At 47.8% G+C, this 16,216-nt stretch carries 12 protein-coding genes, 3 pseudogenes and 1 riboswitch; of the genes and pseudogenes, 10 read left to right on the plus strand and 5 right to left on the minus strand.

The genetic code is table 11. The features are described 5' to 3' along the window. Positions 1-27 precede the first annotated feature (27 nt). Both D368_RS07340 and sspJ read right to left on the minus strand, forming a co-directional pair. Positions 28-1,440 (minus strand): amino acid permease, encoded by a 1,413-nt coding sequence (locus D368_RS07340; protein ID WP_071392268.1) that lies wholly within the window; start codon positions 1,438-1,440, stop codon positions 28-30. Between the two features lie 110 nt (positions 1,441-1,550). Further along, positions 1,551-1,732, minus strand: a riboswitch (Lysine riboswitch). A 114-nt stretch (positions 1,733-1,846) separates the two neighbouring features. Further along, positions 1,847-1,990, minus strand: a pseudogene (gene sspJ / locus D368_RS07350) (small acid-soluble spore protein SspJ). Between the two features lie 183 nt (positions 1,991-2,173). Here sspJ and D368_RS07355 point away from each other — a divergent pair. Both D368_RS07355 and D368_RS07360 read left to right on the plus strand, forming a co-directional pair. Beyond that, a complete protein-coding gene (locus D368_RS07355) occupies positions 2,174-2,656 on the plus strand; it encodes a metal-dependent hydrolase (protein ID WP_014305800.1) in 483 nt (160 codons plus the stop codon). A 42-nt stretch (positions 2,657-2,698) separates the two neighbouring features. Continuing rightward, positions 2,699-4,552: pseudogene (locus D368_RS07360) on the plus strand (LTA synthase family protein). A gap of 29 nt (positions 4,553-4,581) precedes the next feature. Here D368_RS07360 and D368_RS07365 read toward each other — a convergent pair. Continuing rightward, a complete protein-coding gene (locus tag D368_RS07365) occupies positions 4,582-5,508 on the minus strand; it encodes a substrate-binding domain-containing protein (RefSeq protein WP_003151757.1) in 927 nt (308 codons plus the stop codon). 117 nt (positions 5,509-5,625) lie between these two features. Between D368_RS07365 and modA the strand changes: the two genes are divergently transcribed. The 7 genes from modA (at position 5,626) to D368_RS07400 (ending at position 12,257) form a co-directional block, all read left to right on the plus strand. Further along, positions 5,626-6,423, plus strand: a complete 798-nt coding sequence (modA, locus tag D368_RS07370; RefSeq protein WP_071392270.1) for a molybdate ABC transporter substrate-binding protein — start codon at positions 5,626-5,628, stop codon at positions 6,421-6,423. Then, positions 6,404-7,087, plus strand: coding sequence for a molybdate ABC transporter permease subunit (gene modB / locus D368_RS07375; protein ID WP_003151755.1), 684 nt, complete (start codon positions 6,404-6,406; stop codon positions 7,085-7,087). Before modA ends, modB begins: the two co-directional genes overlap by 20 nt. 93 nt (positions 7,088-7,180) lie before the next feature. Next, the gene (locus tag D368_RS07380) at positions 7,181-7,828 is read left to right on the plus strand and encodes a response regulator transcription factor (RefSeq protein ID WP_003151754.1); all 648 of its coding nucleotides are present in this window, start codon (positions 7,181-7,183) and stop codon (positions 7,826-7,828) included. Positions 7,829-7,833: 5 nt separating this feature from the next. Continuing rightward, on the plus strand, positions 7,834-8,937 hold the full coding sequence (locus tag D368_RS07385) for a sensor histidine kinase (RefSeq protein WP_486129243.1): 1,104 nt from the start codon (positions 7,834-7,836) through the stop codon (positions 8,935-8,937). Between the two features lie 119 nt (positions 8,938-9,056). Continuing rightward, entirely contained in the window at positions 9,057-9,992 is a 936-nt protein-coding gene (locus D368_RS07390) for an ABC transporter ATP-binding protein (RefSeq protein WP_015240573.1), read from the plus strand. A 23-nt stretch (positions 9,993-10,015) separates the two neighbouring features. Then, positions 10,016-11,110, plus strand: a complete 1,095-nt coding sequence (locus tag D368_RS07395) for an ABC transporter permease (RefSeq protein WP_128574679.1) — start codon at positions 10,016-10,018, stop codon at positions 11,108-11,110. A gap of 1 nt (position 11,111) precedes the next feature. Then, entirely contained in the window at positions 11,112-12,257 is a 1,146-nt protein-coding gene (locus tag D368_RS07400) for an ABC transporter permease (RefSeq protein WP_128574680.1), read from the plus strand. A 31-nt stretch (positions 12,258-12,288) separates the two neighbouring features. Here the strand turns inward: D368_RS07400 and D368_RS07405 are convergent, their stop codons facing one another. Continuing rightward, positions 12,289-13,119: an aldo/keto reductase gene (locus D368_RS07405; protein ID WP_007410023.1), complete on the minus strand. Its 831-nt coding sequence runs from the start codon at positions 13,117-13,119 to the stop codon at positions 12,289-12,291. A 221-nt stretch (positions 13,120-13,340) separates the two neighbouring features. Between D368_RS07405 and D368_RS07410 the strand changes: the two genes are divergently transcribed. Then, positions 13,341-13,826, plus strand: coding sequence for a hypothetical protein (locus D368_RS07410; protein ID WP_003151740.1), 486 nt, complete (start codon positions 13,341-13,343; stop codon positions 13,824-13,826). A 36-nt stretch (positions 13,827-13,862) separates the two neighbouring features. On the opposite strand, the pseudogene D368_RS07415 reads toward D368_RS07410, so the two are convergent. Further along, a pseudogene (locus D368_RS07415) lies at positions 13,863-15,876 on the minus strand (Na+/H+ antiporter). Positions 15,877-16,216 lie beyond the last annotated feature (340 nt).

Genomic DNA, 16,216 nt, shown 5'->3' on the forward strand with positions numbered 1-16,216 from the left:
ATCTCACAGACGTGAGATGTCTTTTTGTCATACCGATTGTCTGTTGTTTGCAAATTTCTTTGAGACGAAAGGATATAACAGCAAACCGACGAAAAACAGCCCGATACCGAGAATAAAGGTCGTTAAATCGGCCGTTCCGGTAATAATGACGTAAAAAGAATAAATGCAGGCAAGGATGGCGATGATACCGTCTCTTACTCTTGAGCCCTTTATCTCGTCATACGTTTCACCCGTAAAAATGAGCTTCAGGCTGTAAAACGCTGACACGAGATACGGAATCAGATAAGCGAGCGTCGCCGCCGTCGTTAAAAACGTAAACGCGTCACTGATCGTCCTGGAAATAACCGAAAAGATAAAGATCTGTGACATTACGTTCGTTACGATTAACGACACAACCGGGCTTCCCTGTTTATTCGTTTTTGCAAAAGCAGCGGGAAAGTCTCCTGATTTCGCCGCTTGATACGGAACTTCAGAACCGAGAAGAATCCAGCCGAGCATCGTTCCGAACAGACACAAAATCGCCAGAATCGCCATAATGACGCTTCCCGCGCTGCCGACGATCGCGTACAATACGTCAACAAACGGTTTTTCCGAGCCGACAAGCTTACCATGCGGAAGCACGCCCATCGTAATCAATGTCACGATGATATAGATGCTGAGCGCGATCAATAATCCGGTAATGGTGGCGCGTTTCACGTCACGCTGCGAACGGGCGCGCCCGGATAAAATGACTGCCGATTCAATTCCGACGAACGCCCATAATGTTGAAATCGCCGCATTGTGGATCTGTCCGCCGATTCCCTCAACCGTGTGAGGACCTGTTTGAACAGGAAAATAAAAATGATCGAAAAACGACGTTTGAAATACAAACAAACCTGCAATGATAAAAAAGATAAATCCTAATACTTTTGAAAACGTCGTGACGAAATTTAATTTACTCGCACCGTTAATGCTGGTGACGAGGATCGTGTGAGTGCCCCATAATAAAACCGTACATACGGCAAACGTCAGCAGCTGGCCGAGCGTAACCGCCTGACCGCCGATCGAAAACATTTCACGCTTATCCGTTAAAATCGGGAAAAATGATGTTAAATATCCGGCAAGGCTCGTGATGATCGCCACGTTGCTGATCCAGCTCGCCACCCAGTAGCCCCACACCATCGTGAAGCCCGCTGCATTCCCTTTTTTCCGATCGCTGAACAGCGCACGCGCATAGCTTTGCGGCCCCGCCGTCAGCTCAGGCTTGCGGATGGATAAGTGGCCGAAGACCAGCGCGATCATTAACACACCGGCTCCCGTTAAAAGCCATGCCGATGTGGCGCCAAACGGGCTCGCGATTTTTGCGAGCGTACTCGGAAGCGAAAAGATGCCCGAGCCTACCATATTTCCTACGACAAACGCCGTTAATAACCAAAAACCCCATTTTTTCGTCTGTTCCATTCCTGTACCTCCTGGTTGTTCATTCGTACGGACCAGACCCCGAGACCATATTTACACGCAAAAAAAGCCTGAACAAAAGTCCATGCTTAAAGAAACACACACACCCTTGATCTCCGGATAGCCCTCCGCGAAAAAGCACGCGGCAGTCCTGCACTTATTCAGATACAGTCCCAGCATAAAGAAGGATCGGCTTTCTTTACACTTCGGCGCTGATGCCTTTAACACATGTTTTGCGGCCCCTTATCAGCCTGGCATGTGCGACTCATCATCAAGCGCAACCTCTACCTCACCGAGAAAGAGTGAGGATTTTTATCATTCAATTCTACTCAGAGGTTATCAGAGATAAAAAGATCTGTCAAAGGGAAATATTAGACGGAAAACGGATAGAGCGTTCGCCCTACCCGTCTTATATGGTCAGCGGTTGTTTTTTCTTTTGAACAGCTTCTTGAAGCGGATCGTCTTTCAGCGCTGCACTGGCGTCGTCAAGCGCGCCTTGAATGACGTTTTGTTTTTATCGCTGTTTTTCCTTTTCTTTGTTAAAGAAAGCCATCTGTATCACCTCTTTATCAAATATAGGTACACCTATAATGTGTCTTTTTCCGCGGCAGAATATGCGGAATCCGCGTCTCCTTCCTTTTGGCGGAACAGGTAAAGTTTGTTGATCAAACATGCATTCTCTTGATATATTTGTAATTCAGGGGATTTTGGCAAAAATAAAAAGGAGAAGCGAAAAATGACAGGAAAAACACACATCATGGGAGGCATCGCTTCTTGTTCCGCAATTGCGTATTATTACGGGTATGATCCGGTCCTTATGACCTCAGCGGGTGCCCTCGGGGCGCTGATTCCCGACATATGCCATACGAAAAGTAAAATCGGCAGGACGCTGCCCGTTCTGTCCAAAGTCGTAAGCACGGTGTTCGGGCACAGAACGTTTACACACAGCCTGCTGTTTATGCTTATTATGTTTTTCATTACGGCCTCGTATATTCCGAATCCGAGCATTTCCGCCGGACTGATGATCGGAATGGCAAGCCATCTTGTACTTGACGCATGGACTGTCAACGGCATTAAACTGCTGTTTCCGTCCGCCATCCGCTTCCGTCTTCCCCTTTATATGAGAACGGGGAGCTTTTCGGAGCAGCTTGTGCTGGCCGGCTTAACGATTGTATCCTGCTATTATTTATACGAACTGGTTCACGGCCGCATCTCTTAAACAAAAAGCGTCTTTTCGCTTTTAGGGTGAGGAGTCATACATATGAAGAAAACCTTTTTCAGCAATCATCGGTTTTTATGCCTGTCCATCCTGTTCATGTGGATGAAAACCTATGCCGTGTATAAGCTCGGTTTCGGTCTGCAGAACAATTCGGTTCTTGAGGAATGTCTGCTCCTTATTAATCCGCTGAGCTTCATTGTGCCGCTGTTCGGCATCGCCCTCTTGCTGACGGAAAAAAACAGCGGATCTTTCTGCTTTCGGCAAATGTGATGCTGACGGGAATTTTAATCGCGAATACGGTGTTTTACGGGTTTTATATTGATTTTATCACCATACCGGTTTTGTTTCAGGCAAGCAATATGGGTGATATGGGAAGCAGCGTCCAAGAGCTGTTTCACCCGCTTTATATCGCTTTATTTTTGGATATTGCGATTTTGTTTTATCTTGGAAAAAGGCATAAAGCCGATCAAGGAAAAGCGGGCGCCCGTACCGTTAAAGCGTATGCGTGGGCATCAGCCGGCCTCATGCTGTGCAACCTTGCGCTGTCTGAGGCCGAGCAGCCGAAGCTGTTCAAGCACCCTTTTGATCGTGAAGCGCTCGTAAAAGGAATCGGCCTGTTCCACTTTCATTTGTATGACACCATTTCGCAGACACTGAATGCAGGGGCTAAAGCGTTTGCCGATGAAGACAGCCTTGCGGCGGTCGCGAATTACACTCAAGCCGGCTACAGCAGGCCGTCCGATTCAAAATTCGGGCTTGCAAAGGGGCGCAATGTGATTTTTGTTACGCTCGAATCAACACAGCGTTTTGTAATGGATGAGCGGGTCAGCGGACGGGAGATTACCCCGTTTTTAAACAAACTGCGAAAAAAAGTTATGACTTCACTCATTTTTATCAGCAGACTGAACAGGGAAAAACCTCAGATTCAGAATTCATTACTGCGAATTCGCTGTATCCGTCTTCAAGCGGCGCCGTTTTTTTACAAAAAGCGGCCACCGGTTCAATACGATGTACCATATGTTAAAAGATCAGCAATACTATTCAGCCGTTCTGCATGCCAATCATAAAGCCTTTTGGAACCGGGATGAGATGTACGGGGCATTCGGAATCGACCGTTTTTTCGACGCGGATGAATTTAAGGTGACACAGGAAAATTCAACAGGCTGGGGCCTGAAAGATAAGGAGTTTCTCGAACAGTCAGCGGAAAAATTAAAGAAGCTTCCGCAGCCGTTTTACGCAAGCCTGCTGACTTTGACCAACCATTTTCCTTTTGAAATTGATCAACAGGATCAGCTCATTGAGGAACCGGACACAAGCAGCGAGTTATTAAACCGCTATGTGACGACGGTCCGCTATGAAGATGAGGCTCTGAAACACTTTTTCAAGAAGCTGAAAAAAGAAGGGCTGTATGACAACGCGATGATCGTCCTGATGGGAGATCATTACGGTATATCCGAAGCCCATAATCAAGGACTTGCCGAATTCTTAGGGAAAGAGGAAATCACTCCGTTTGATACGGTTCAGCTTCAGCGCGTGCCGTTTATCATTCATATTCCCGGGGTGACCGACCGTGCGCCGGAAACGATTGCTTCCGCCGCGGGACAGGTTGATGTAAGGCCGACGCTGCTTCACCTGCTCGGCATTGAAACGAAAGGCAGCATTCAGTTCGGCAATGATCTGTTTTCCGGAGAGCGGACTCCGTTTGCGGTGCTGAGAAACGGCAGCTTTATCACGGATGACCATATTTATACGAAAAATACGTGTTACAGCCGTAAAACGGGTGAACCGCTTTCTGACATGAGCGCGTGCAGTGATGAGAAAGAAAAAGCGGAACAAGAGCTGATGCTTTCCGATAAAATATTAAACGGCGACCTGCTGCGGTTTTATAAGCAATAAAAAATCCCTCCGTTATATGGAGGGATTTTTCATGTTTCATATATGAGCCGTCCTGTCATTTTCGTATCATATCCGGATAATTGAGAAAGCTGAGACTTGAATTCCTCAGAATTAAGAATGTCCCGCACGCTTTGAACAAGCTCCCGGTTTTGTTTTAACACAACCACATCGTACTGCTCACTGATCACCGGGATAAAGTCCGTGCCTGCCATATGCGCCGCATGCTGCGACCCGACTCCGATATCCGCCTTTCCGCTTGATACTTGTGAAGCCGCTGACAGATGATCCGTGACAATGTCATGATATCCGGCGACATCAGACGGCGTGATGCCGAATGATCTGAGCTGTTCATCCAGTAGCACCCTCGCGCCTGATCCTTTTTCGCGATTGACGATGCGGACATCCTTTCGGCTCAAGTCCTGAAAGCCCTGAATGTTCAGCGGATTGCCCTTTTTCACATATAATCCGGCCTGACGAAGCACGACATGAAAAAGCGCAAACGGCTCCCCTGAAAGAATGCGCTTCACATACGGGATGTTATACTGCCCCGTCTCCCCATCGTATAAATGCAGACTGACGATGTCACAAGCCCCGCGGTACATCTCGATCAGGCTGTTCAAACTGCCGCTGTACTTGCGGAGAGGAGCCGCCTGTATTGTTTGTTCCAGCTGTTTGCTGAGGAGGTCCATCGACACATCCTGCCCGCTGATGATAACAGACTGCCTTTTTTCCGGCTCCCGCCCGCGTGACGGGTCAGGCGCTTCTGCTGCGGATGGCTTTTTTGACATTCTCATGTTTGCTTTATATTGTTTTAAGTCCTCCTCATCGACCCTCATCTGTCTTCCGACCCTGTACGCCGGAATGAGTCCTTTTTTTATCAAATCATATACTGTCAGTTTGGAGACCTTCAAAAGGCCCGCAACTTCTTCTATTGTATAGGAAGTGGCTTCTGTCATATTATCACGCTCCGTTTTTATTATAACTGTTCAGATATTGAAAAAAAACCGCACCATCACGTACAATTGCGTTATAATTAGTTTGATCTAATGATATTTAGCTATAAGGGGTGCACAATGTTGAAAAAGAAAGCGACACTACTCACAACTGCGGCTATGGCCGTTTTCCTCGCAACTGCGGGCTGCTCATCCGGACAATCGTCCAAAGGCGGACAAAACGAAAAAGTCACGCTGACCGTTTCTGCAGCAGCCAGCGCTCAGGATGCACTTGAAGAAATCCAGACCAACTACGAAAAATCACATTCAAACGTAACCATTCAAGACAACTTCGGATCATCAGGCACATTGCAAAAACAAATTTCACAAGGCGCGGGAGCTGATTTATTCTTCTCGGCAGCCGAAGATAAATTCGAAAAGCTCGTTCATGACAGAGATATCGACAAAAAGGACAGCACGGATCTTTTGAAAAATGATCTCGTCATGATCGTGCCTGAGAAAAACAGCGCACACCTGACACATCTGAATGACCTGAAAAAAGACAGCACGGAAAAAATCGCGCTCGGCACGCCTGAATCCGTTCCGGCCGGACAATACGCCAAACAGTCACTGACGGCATTATCCCTGTGGGACAAGATAAAAGATAAAGTCGTCTATGCAAAAGACGTCCGCCAGGTGCTTTCTTATGTTGAAACCGGAAATGTCGATGCCGGGCTTGTCTATAAAACAGACGCACTGATTTCGAAAAAGGTGAAAATCACCGATGAAGCACCGGCGAAAACGCACGATCCGATCGTGTATCCTGTCGGCATCGTCAAGGATACAAAGCACCGTAAAGAAGCAGAAGCGTTTTATCAGTATCTGCAGTCAGATGAAGCGATGAAAGTGTTTAAGAAATATGGATTTACTGCCAAGTAACATTACGGCTTCGGAGTTTTTCACTCCCGTCGTACTGTCATTTGAGGTGGCTTTGGCATCGGGCATCGCCGTCATCATTCTCGGAACGCTTGCCGGCGCCTGGATGGCGAAAGCGCGATTTCCCGGAAAAACGGCTGTGGAGACTCTGTTTATGCTCCCGCTCGTTCTTCCGCCTACCGTTGTCGGCTTCATTCTCATTATCATTTTCGGGAAACACAGCTTTATCGGCCGGGCGATTGAGCGGATTTTTCACCAGCCCGTCATTTTCACGTGGTCGGCCGCGGTAATCGCTTCGGCCATTGTCGCCTTCCCGCTTATGTATCAGTCCGCTAAAACCGGCTTCGCCGCGATTGATGCTGACATCGAGGGAGCGGCGAAAGTAGACGGAGCCGGCAGGTGGCAGGTGTTCACCCGTATTTCCGTCCCGCTTGCCTTTCCCTCCCTCTTGACCGGAAGCATTCTCAGTATTGCAAGGGCGCTAGGTGAATTCGGGGCGACTTTAATGTTTGCGGGAAATATTCCCGGCGTCACCCAAACGTTGCCGACGGCGATTTACGTCGCGATGGACTCCGGCAATGAAACACTCGCCTGGGTGTGGGTGATCTGTATTGTGATCATTTCTTTTCTGATGCTGTTTTTCATCCAATTGAAAAAGCCCGCTTGACCGATCTGCCTTCCGCGCACCTTTCGCCGGGAGGCTTTTTGATTTAAAATCGGATGGTATATAATGAAACAAAAACACACAAAGGGTGCGGCTATGAAGATTAATGTCATTATCGCGGATGATAATTCTTTCATCAGAGAAGGAATGAAAATCATTTTGCATACATATGAGGAATTTACTGTATCGGCAACGTTGGAAAACGGACTCGAGGCGGCAGAGTATTGTAAACACAACCCCGTCGATATCGCCTTGCTGGACGTCCGCATGCCGGTGATGAACGGCGTCGAAGCCGCAAAACGGATCGCTGAGGAAACGGATACGAAGCCGATGATCCTGACGACATTTGACGATGATGAGTATATTTTAGAAGCAATTAAAAACGGCGCGAAAGGATATTTATTAAAAAACACCGAACCGGAACGGATCCGCGATGCGATCAAAAGCGTTTTCAACGGGCACAGCATCCTTCAGGACACCGTGCTGGACAAAATAAAAGACAGCCTTTTCCGACCGGCGGAAGCCGCGCATCAGATTGATGAAAGCCAGTTTACTGAAAGAGAGCTCAGCATCATGTCGCTTATTGCGAAAGGACTGTCGAACAGGGAAATTTCAAAACAGCTTTTCATTTCTGAAGGGACGACGGCCAATTATATTTCATCTATTTTAGGGAAAACGGGGCTTGAGCACAGAACGCAGATCGCCATTTTTTATATCACCGGGAAGGTGGATAACGGGCGTTGAACGGTATGGATTTTTGGATGCTGATGAGCAGACTGATCGCCATTTTTTATACGGCTTTTTTGTTCGTATCGGCTGACCGCCCTTACACGCCGTACGCCGTCTTGTTTCTGCTGCTTTATCTGTCTTTGGGCATCGCGGTCTGCATGATCAGGCCGCCCGTTTGGAGGCGCGGGATCACCCTCATGACGCTGGCATTGACCGCTTGGCTTTCCGCCTTAGGCCATCCGGCGTTTCTGTTTCTTTTGCCGCCCGCCATTTTTGCGGTTCTTGCCGAATATCCGGTTCACCGCTATGTGTTCTGCCTGCTCGTGTTTTTGCCGTTTTTATTTACCCCGTACATCGACCTTCCGACTTATATCGTCATAACCTTGTTCTGTCTGGCGATTTTCGTTTTGGCCGCCCGGTCCGGCAATCGGCTGAAGAAATATGAAGAACAGTCGGACATCATGCGCTCAAGCATTGAAAAACTGACGAAACAGCTGCACAGCAGCACAGAATATATCAAGCAATCGGAGTACACCGGCAAACTCGAGGAAAGAAACAGATTATCCCAAGCCATCCATGACAAAATCGGCCATTCCATGACCGGCGCGCTCATTCAGATGGAAGCGGCGAAGCGGATGCTCGGCTCCCATCCGGACAAAGCGGCTGAACTGCTCCAAAACGCCATTACCATTTCCAAAGAGGGCATAGAGGATATCCGCATAACGCTGAAAAATATGAAACCGCCCGCTGAACAAATGGGCATTCACAGATTAAGAACGTTTATTGATGAATTTTCGGCCAAAAACGGGATGCCGGTTCCGTTTACGCATCAAGGCGATTTGGACAGGCTGACGCAAATGCATTGGAGAGTCATTCAGGAAAACGTAACCGAAGCCTTGACCAATGCGATGAAATACGCCGATGCCACGCAGATTTTCATTGATATCCATGTGCTGAATAAAGCCGTGAAAGCGGAAGTGAAAGATAACGGAAACGGCGCTGTCCGCTTTAAAAAAGGCCTCGGCATGCTCGGTATGGAAGAACGGGCGGCCGTCCTGCACGGAACCGTTATTTTTGACGGCACGGCCGGTTTTTCCGTCACGACATTGCTTCCGGTTGAATAAGTGAATGTTTTCATGTGAAAAATATGAAGATTCTCATGTCAAAGGAATGAACAGCTGCACTAACGGCCGTTCATTCTTTTTTTTATAATAAGAGCATCATAAGACATAGAGGTGGAAACATGAACATTTTGGAGCTCAAACAGCTGAGTAAGAAATTCGGTGATTATGCCGCCGTTGACCAGATGTCGCTTGCCGTAAAAGAAGGTGAGATTTTCGGGTTTCTCGGCGCAAACGGAGCCGGAAAAAGCACGACGATCAATATGATCTCAGGTCTTTTAAAACCTTCAGGCGGAGACATTCTGTTTCTCGGAAAAGATATTTTCAAATATAGCAAAGCAACGAAAATGAATATCGGCATCGTCCCTCAGGACCTCGCGATTTACGAAGAATTAAACGCCTATGAAAATGTGAAGTTCTTCGCAGGTCTGTACGGCCTGAGAGGGGCGGCTCTGAAAGAACGGGTCGAGGAAGCCCTGACATTCGTCGGCTTGAGCGATAAACACAAATATTTGCCGAAGCATTTTTCCGGCGGAATGAAACGCAGGCTTAATATCGCCTGCGCCCTTGCCCACCGGCCGAAATTGATCATCATGGATGAACCGACGGTCGGCATTGACCCGCAATCAAGAAATTATATTCTGCAATCAGTGAAAAAGCTGAATGAAATGGGATGCACGATCATCTACACGAGCCACTACATGGAGGAAGTGGAAGAAATATGCACGCGCATCGCTATCATCGACCACGGAAAAGTCATCGCCGAAGGCACAAAAGAACAGCTGACCTCCATCATTACCGACACGAAGGACGTCGTGATTGAGCTGTCATCCGGAAACGGCATCAGCCTCGGCGATATTCAGGAGCTGCCCGGCGTCAGAGCCGCCGCACTGGAAGAAAACAGCGTGAAAATCAGCTCTGACACAGGGGTCAACAATTTAAACCGCCTGATCCGGTACTTCATGGACAAAGGCATTGAAATCCGCTCCTTGCAGGAACAGGCCCCTGACTTAGAAACGGTATTTCTCACGCTGACAGGCAGAAGCCTGCGCGACTGACCTAACTGAAAGGAGGATTGCAAATGAATATTCTGCACATCGCCGGGAAAGAAATCAAAATCAGTTTCCGCGACAGACGGACTTTTATTTTCATGCTTGCTTTTCCGATTGTCTTCATGCTGATTTTCACCGCGGCATTATCTAACGCCTTTGATTCAGAGGTGACGGTCGGAAACATCAAGGTGGTATATACGGACCAGTCAAACGGCCCTCTTTCTCATGATTTTACTGAGTTTATGAAAGCCGCCAAAGAAGAGCATGTCTATTTTCAAAAAGCGGACACCGAGGCAAAAGGCAAAAACGAGGTTCGAGAAAATCAGGCGGATGCTTTCGTCACTGTAAAAAACACCGGTTTCCAAGTCTATACAAATGACCGGAGCGGCATCAACGGCACGATCGTCCAAGGCATGCTGACCGCTTTTACCAATCAATACAAAGCAGGCGCCGCCGCTTACAAGGCGCATAAGGCACCTTCCGCCGGACAAATCAAAAGCGATTATATAAAGCAGACGTCTTTACACAAAGCGAAAGAACCGAAGGCGAAAGATTTTTACGCGATATCCATGACGACGATGATCGGGCTGTACGCCTCGATTTTTGCCAGCTCCTTATTCCGCGGGGAAAGAATACGGCACACCGCGGATCGCCTGATCGCCGCCCCGCTCCGGAAAAGCGATATCTTTCTCGGAAAGATGCTCGGCATTTTGGCAGTGAATGTTCTGACGATTCTTGCCGTTGTCGCCTTCAGCAGATTTATCTTGAAAGCGAACTGGGGCAGCCACATGGGACTTGTGCTTTTGATTCTCGTTTCTGAAATTCTTTTGGCCGTCAGCTTCGGGCTCAGCCTGAGCTATTTGACCAGAAAACCCGAAAGCGCCAGATTAATCACCGTCATCATCGTGCAGGTGATGTCCATTATCGGCGGCGCCTATTACAAATATGAAGGAGGGGGGATTTCCGCCCTGTCGCCCTTATCCTGGATCAATAAGGCGATTAACAACATCATTTACGCAAATGATGTATCAGCGGCATGGCCTGCACTCGGTTTAAATACAGCATTGGCGGCACTCTTTTTGCTGATCGCCGCATTTACGTTTCAAAGACGGGAGGGACTGTAATATGAAAAACTTCTGGTGGCTGTTTGCACACACTCTCAAAGGAATTACAAAAAGCAAAAAACAGCTCATTCTTTATATCGGGGCTCCGCTGATCGGCGTCTTCCTCTCTTTCATGACCAATGCCAACGGCGGAGCCGAAACGCTCAATATCGGCATTCTCAATCAAGACGGCGGAGAAGTGGCACAGGATACGGTCACGTTTTTAAAAGGACTGGATCATGTGAAGATTTCGGAGGAAACGGCTGCGTCCGCCTCATCAAAGATTGCTTCAGGAAAAATGGAGGCGCTCATTACGTTTGAAAAAGGCTTCTCCCAAAGCGTAAAAGACGGGAAACCGTCTCACATCGGCATGACCTCGCTGAAAGGCGCCCAGGTCACCGGATATGTCAGCTCTTATTTGTACAATTATATGAACAGCGCCGCCTCAATCGGCAAATCTTCCGGCGGAGACGCGAAGGCCTTTCAGGCGATGTACGCCGATTTCAAGCATTCTCCGATTCAAACGGAGTCCGCTGTTTTACAAGATACATCGAACCATAAAGAAATGACTTACTCAGTCATCGGGTATCTCATTATCATTATGCTCTATTCCGCCGGCAACCTGACGGAACTGATGATTAAAGAAAGAGAAAACAGGACGTACTACAGGCTTCTGTCAACGCCGATCACGTCAAAGCAGTATGTATTGGCAAATGCAGCAGTGAATATAATTATCATGGCCGTCCAAATTCTATTCGCCGTTCTCTTTATGGGCGCCGCTTTTCATATTCATCCGTCATTCCCGCTGTGGCAGCTGTTCGTCCTGATGATGCTGTTTGCATTAAGCGCAATCGGGATCGCCTTTATTGCCGTCGGTTTTTCCAACAGCAGCTCTTCGGCATCGGCGCTTTTGAACTTGATCGTCGTGCCGACAAGCTTGCTCGCCGGCTGCTTTTTTCCGGGCAATATTATGCCGAAAACAGTGCAGACAATCGCCGAATTTCTGCCTCAGCGCTGGGTGCTTGATACGGTCGATCAATTGCAGCACGGCCGCACGCTCCAAAGCCTGACGCTGAACATCATCATTTTGGGAGCCTTCGCCGCCGCCCTGTTATTAATAGCCGCATACAGGTTCAGCGTAAAACGTCAGACACAGACATTTATGTAAAGAAAAACAGCCCCGTAAAGGGCTGTTTTTCTTAGAACAGAAGCTCGTCCGGATTCGGTCCGACACGCTCGTCTTTGTTCAATGCGCTGATCTTTTCCATTTCTTCCTGTGACAGTTCGAAATCAAAAATATCGGCATTTTCTATGATGCGGTGCTCTTTAATCGATTTCGGAATGGTAACGACTTCGTTCTGAAGATCCCAGCGCAAAATCACTTGAGCAACCGATTTGTTATGTTTTTCCGCAATTTGTGACAGCACTTCGTTATCAAGGAGCTGTCCCTGCATCAATGGAGACCACGCTTCCACTTGAATGCCCTGCGCTTTGCAGAAATCTCTTACTTCTTTTTGAGTCAGGCGCGGGTGGAATTCAATCTGGTTGACCATCGGCTTGATTTCAGCATCTTTCAGCAGTTCTTCTAAATGATGCACTTGGAAGTTGCTGACGCCGATGGCGCGGATTTTTCCGTCTTTGTACAGCTTTTCAAGAGCGCGCCATGTGTCTTTATATTTATCCTTGCCCGGCCAGTGAATCAGGTAAAGGTCGAGGTAATCGAGGCCGAGGCGCTCAAGGCTTTTCTCAAACGCGTCAAGTGTCGTTTCGTATCCTTGATCTTCATTCCACACTTTTGACGTGATGAACAGCTCTTCTCTGGCAACGCCCGCAGCTCTGATGCCTTCGCCGACACCCTCTTCATTTTTATAAATAGCCGCCGTATCAATGCTGCGGTAGCCGTTTCTGATTGCCGCTTCGACGGAGTCCGCCGCTACGCTTCCGTTTTCCACCTTGAAGACGCCAAGGCCGAACCACGGCATTTCAACGCCATTATGAAGCTTTACAGTATCTTTTAAGCTTTTTGCCACGTTGAACCATCCTTTCTAGTCATTATGTAAACGGTTATTATTATCTCACATTTCCGCCGTAAGAAACCAATTATACGCTCATCATTATCACAAAAACCATCTTTAGTGCCCAAGTACCACCAACGTTATTATTTTCCTATTTTTCAAAAATTCCGGTTAATTGGGTAACTGTCCGGGTAAATCGCTACTGTAGCCACCACACAATTGAAGGAGGAAATCATATGAAACGTATGCGTATCCCGATGTCCGTTGCCCTTGGCGCCGCTTTGTCTCTGACTCCTCTGTCCTTTGTATCCGCAAAAGAAAACCCGGCTCCTCAAAACATGGCTCAGCAAACATCAGATGTCTCAGCAAAAGATGTCGGATTAAACATTGACGTTGACCTGCTCGGCATCGGCAATTCGATTGCTGACGCGATTAAGTCGGCGCAAAACCGTGACGGCTTCGTCAAAAACTTAATGGAATCTTCATTCTACGCTTCCGGACAAAAATATAATGTCATGGTGTTTAATTTAAGCCAGGAATATGAAGATCATTTTAACGGCGTTCAGTTTTACGGTTCCGCCGTTTATGACGGCATCACGTACGGCATTTGGGTGTTTGAAGACGGAAGCTTCACCAACAAAGGAGATGGCGGCTGGATCAACTGGGCCTTCAGAGGCTGGTTTGACCGCGACGGCGATCACGTCGAATTCCATCGTCCGTAATCTAAAAAAGTCCGGCGAACAGATGCCGGACTTTTTTTATTCATCTCCGTCAAGCATGGCCGCTTCCACATCATTGATGTATTGGCGAAGCTCATGCGACATGTCGCGGGAAATTTCCCGCTCTTCGAATAATGTTTGGATTTCGTTGCGGATGGCCTGTACGGCCCGCAGTTTGATTTCGAGTTTTTGATTTTCAAAACGGCGGCTCGGACTCTGTTCGTGATACGAGTGCCCCAGCCTGAAAATCAAGTGATTGTAAAAGGAAATGACGGCAAGCGTCACATCTTTATTTTCTTCAGTCATGTGTTTTTCAGGCTTTCAATGGCCGCTTTTGCCGTTTTAACCCTTGTAGAGCGAATGAGACCTTCTTCATTTAAAATCGACATTTCCGGCTTTTTATGTTCACCGAAAAAGATCCAGTACATCAGGCGTTTCAGCTTTTTCTTAGATAAGCCGACTTTAAACGGATTCGTATACAGCACTTCCAGTTCATCAAACCGTTCCTGAAGGCTGTCAGCTGTTTCTTCCGGGATGTCGCCCCGCTCAATCAGCCGCAGCAATTCTTCCTGTTCTGCCTGAATCCCTTGGGCGCGGACTTTCCGCTCATCTTTTTTCGTGCGGTTTTTGACGGTGAACTGCTGAAACCTGAGATTTTTCATTTTCTCATTGTATTCGGCAATGACCGCAAAAGAAGCCGTTTTGTTTGTCTCATTCATATTTTCTTTAATGGCGGTTAAGGCAGCTTTTATCAGCTTCCGTCTCGCTGTCAGCAATTTGACTTTCTTTTCTTTCACATTGTCTTCCGGCTTATCTGTCAAAATCGGCAGAACGATTGTCGCCAGCACCAATGTGCACAAAATAACGCCCGCGGCTAAAAAGAGAATCAAATTCCGTTCAGGAAACGGTGAGCCGTCAGAGAGCACGTAAGGAATGGAAAAGGAACCCGCAAGCGTGACCGCTCCCCTGACGCCTGAAACCGAAATCAGCAGGGTCGAGCGCAGGCCGGGTTTATAAATGCTCTGATCCTTGTTAAAAAACCACTTGCCGTTCCAAAAAAACAGCACCCACAAAAACCTGAGAATCATTAACGTCAGCGTAATGACGATAATATACCCGATGACCATCATATTGTTAAACGCGGTATCATTAAAGATGACGGAAACCACGTCCGGTATTTGCGCACCTAAAATAACGAAAACAAGACCGTTCAGAATGAACAAAATAATATTCCACGTACTTGAAGAGACGATTTGCAGTTTGACCATCGTTGATTCAAGACGGTCCTGCTCCACCGCATGCGTGATGCCGCCGGCCACAACCGCTAAAATGCCGGAAACGCCGATTTCTTCAGCCGCGAGATAGATGACGAACGGCGTCAGAATTTGAATCAGCATATGCATCGTGACATCCTGCATGCCGAGGCGCCGCATAAACAGCCGGAAACGGATAATCAAAAAAGAAATGACGACACCGCTGAGTAAACCGCCGGCTGAAATCAGAACGAAACTGAAGGCGGCCTGCGCCAGCGAAAATGCGCCCGTCACGGCAGCCGCAATCGCAAATTTAAAAGCGACCAGGCCGGATGCGTCATTCATCAGTCCTTCTCCTTCAAGGAGACGCAGAATGCCTTTTGGCATCTTCACACGCCCTGACAGCGCGCTGACCGCGACAACGTCAGTCGGTGACAGGATCGCCGCCAGCCCGAACGCGGCGGCCAGCGGAATGCTCGGAATCATCCAATGAATCGTGTAACCGCCGACAATCACCGTGGCAAACACGAGCCCGAGCGCAAGCAGCAGAATCGGCGCTCTTAAATTCCAAAGTTCCGCACGCGGCGTCCGTTTTCCATCGTTAAAAAGCAGCGGCGCGATAAACAAAACAAAAACAATTCAGTATTCAGTTCAAAATGAAGCCCCTGCGGAAATGACGCCGCAATGATACCGAGCGCCACCTGAATCAGAGGCACCGGGATAAAGGGGACAAACCGATTTACGATATTTGAGATCGCAATAATGGTTAAAAGTACGAGTACGACTAAAAATATGTCCAAAGCTGACCTCCTTCATCTGCTGCATCATATCATTATTGCCTGTTCTCTGCCCTTGTCAAAGGCCGGAGCCGATGATCGGGCAGATTCAATATATTTTCCGCACGCAACCATTCTTCTTTTATTTTACCCGTTTTTATTTAAAATTTCTCATAACGCGCTCACGGCGAACTTTTTTTGCCTTCGGCTACATTTTTTCCGGAAAAAGAAAAAGCCTGTTTTCTCTGAAAACAGGCTTTTTCGCAAGCTGCGTCATCTGTTTCATGACGCGGTGCAGCGTTTATGCTGCTTAGCAAAGGATAGAGAACCACCGCCAGTGTGTCTCTATCCTTGGTTTTAAGAG

It is taken from the genome of Paenibacillus lentimorbus NRRL B-30488, from assembly GCF_000411595.1.
GTDB classification, from domain to species: Bacteria; Bacillota; Bacilli; order Bacillales; family Bacillaceae; genus Bacillus; species Bacillus velezensis.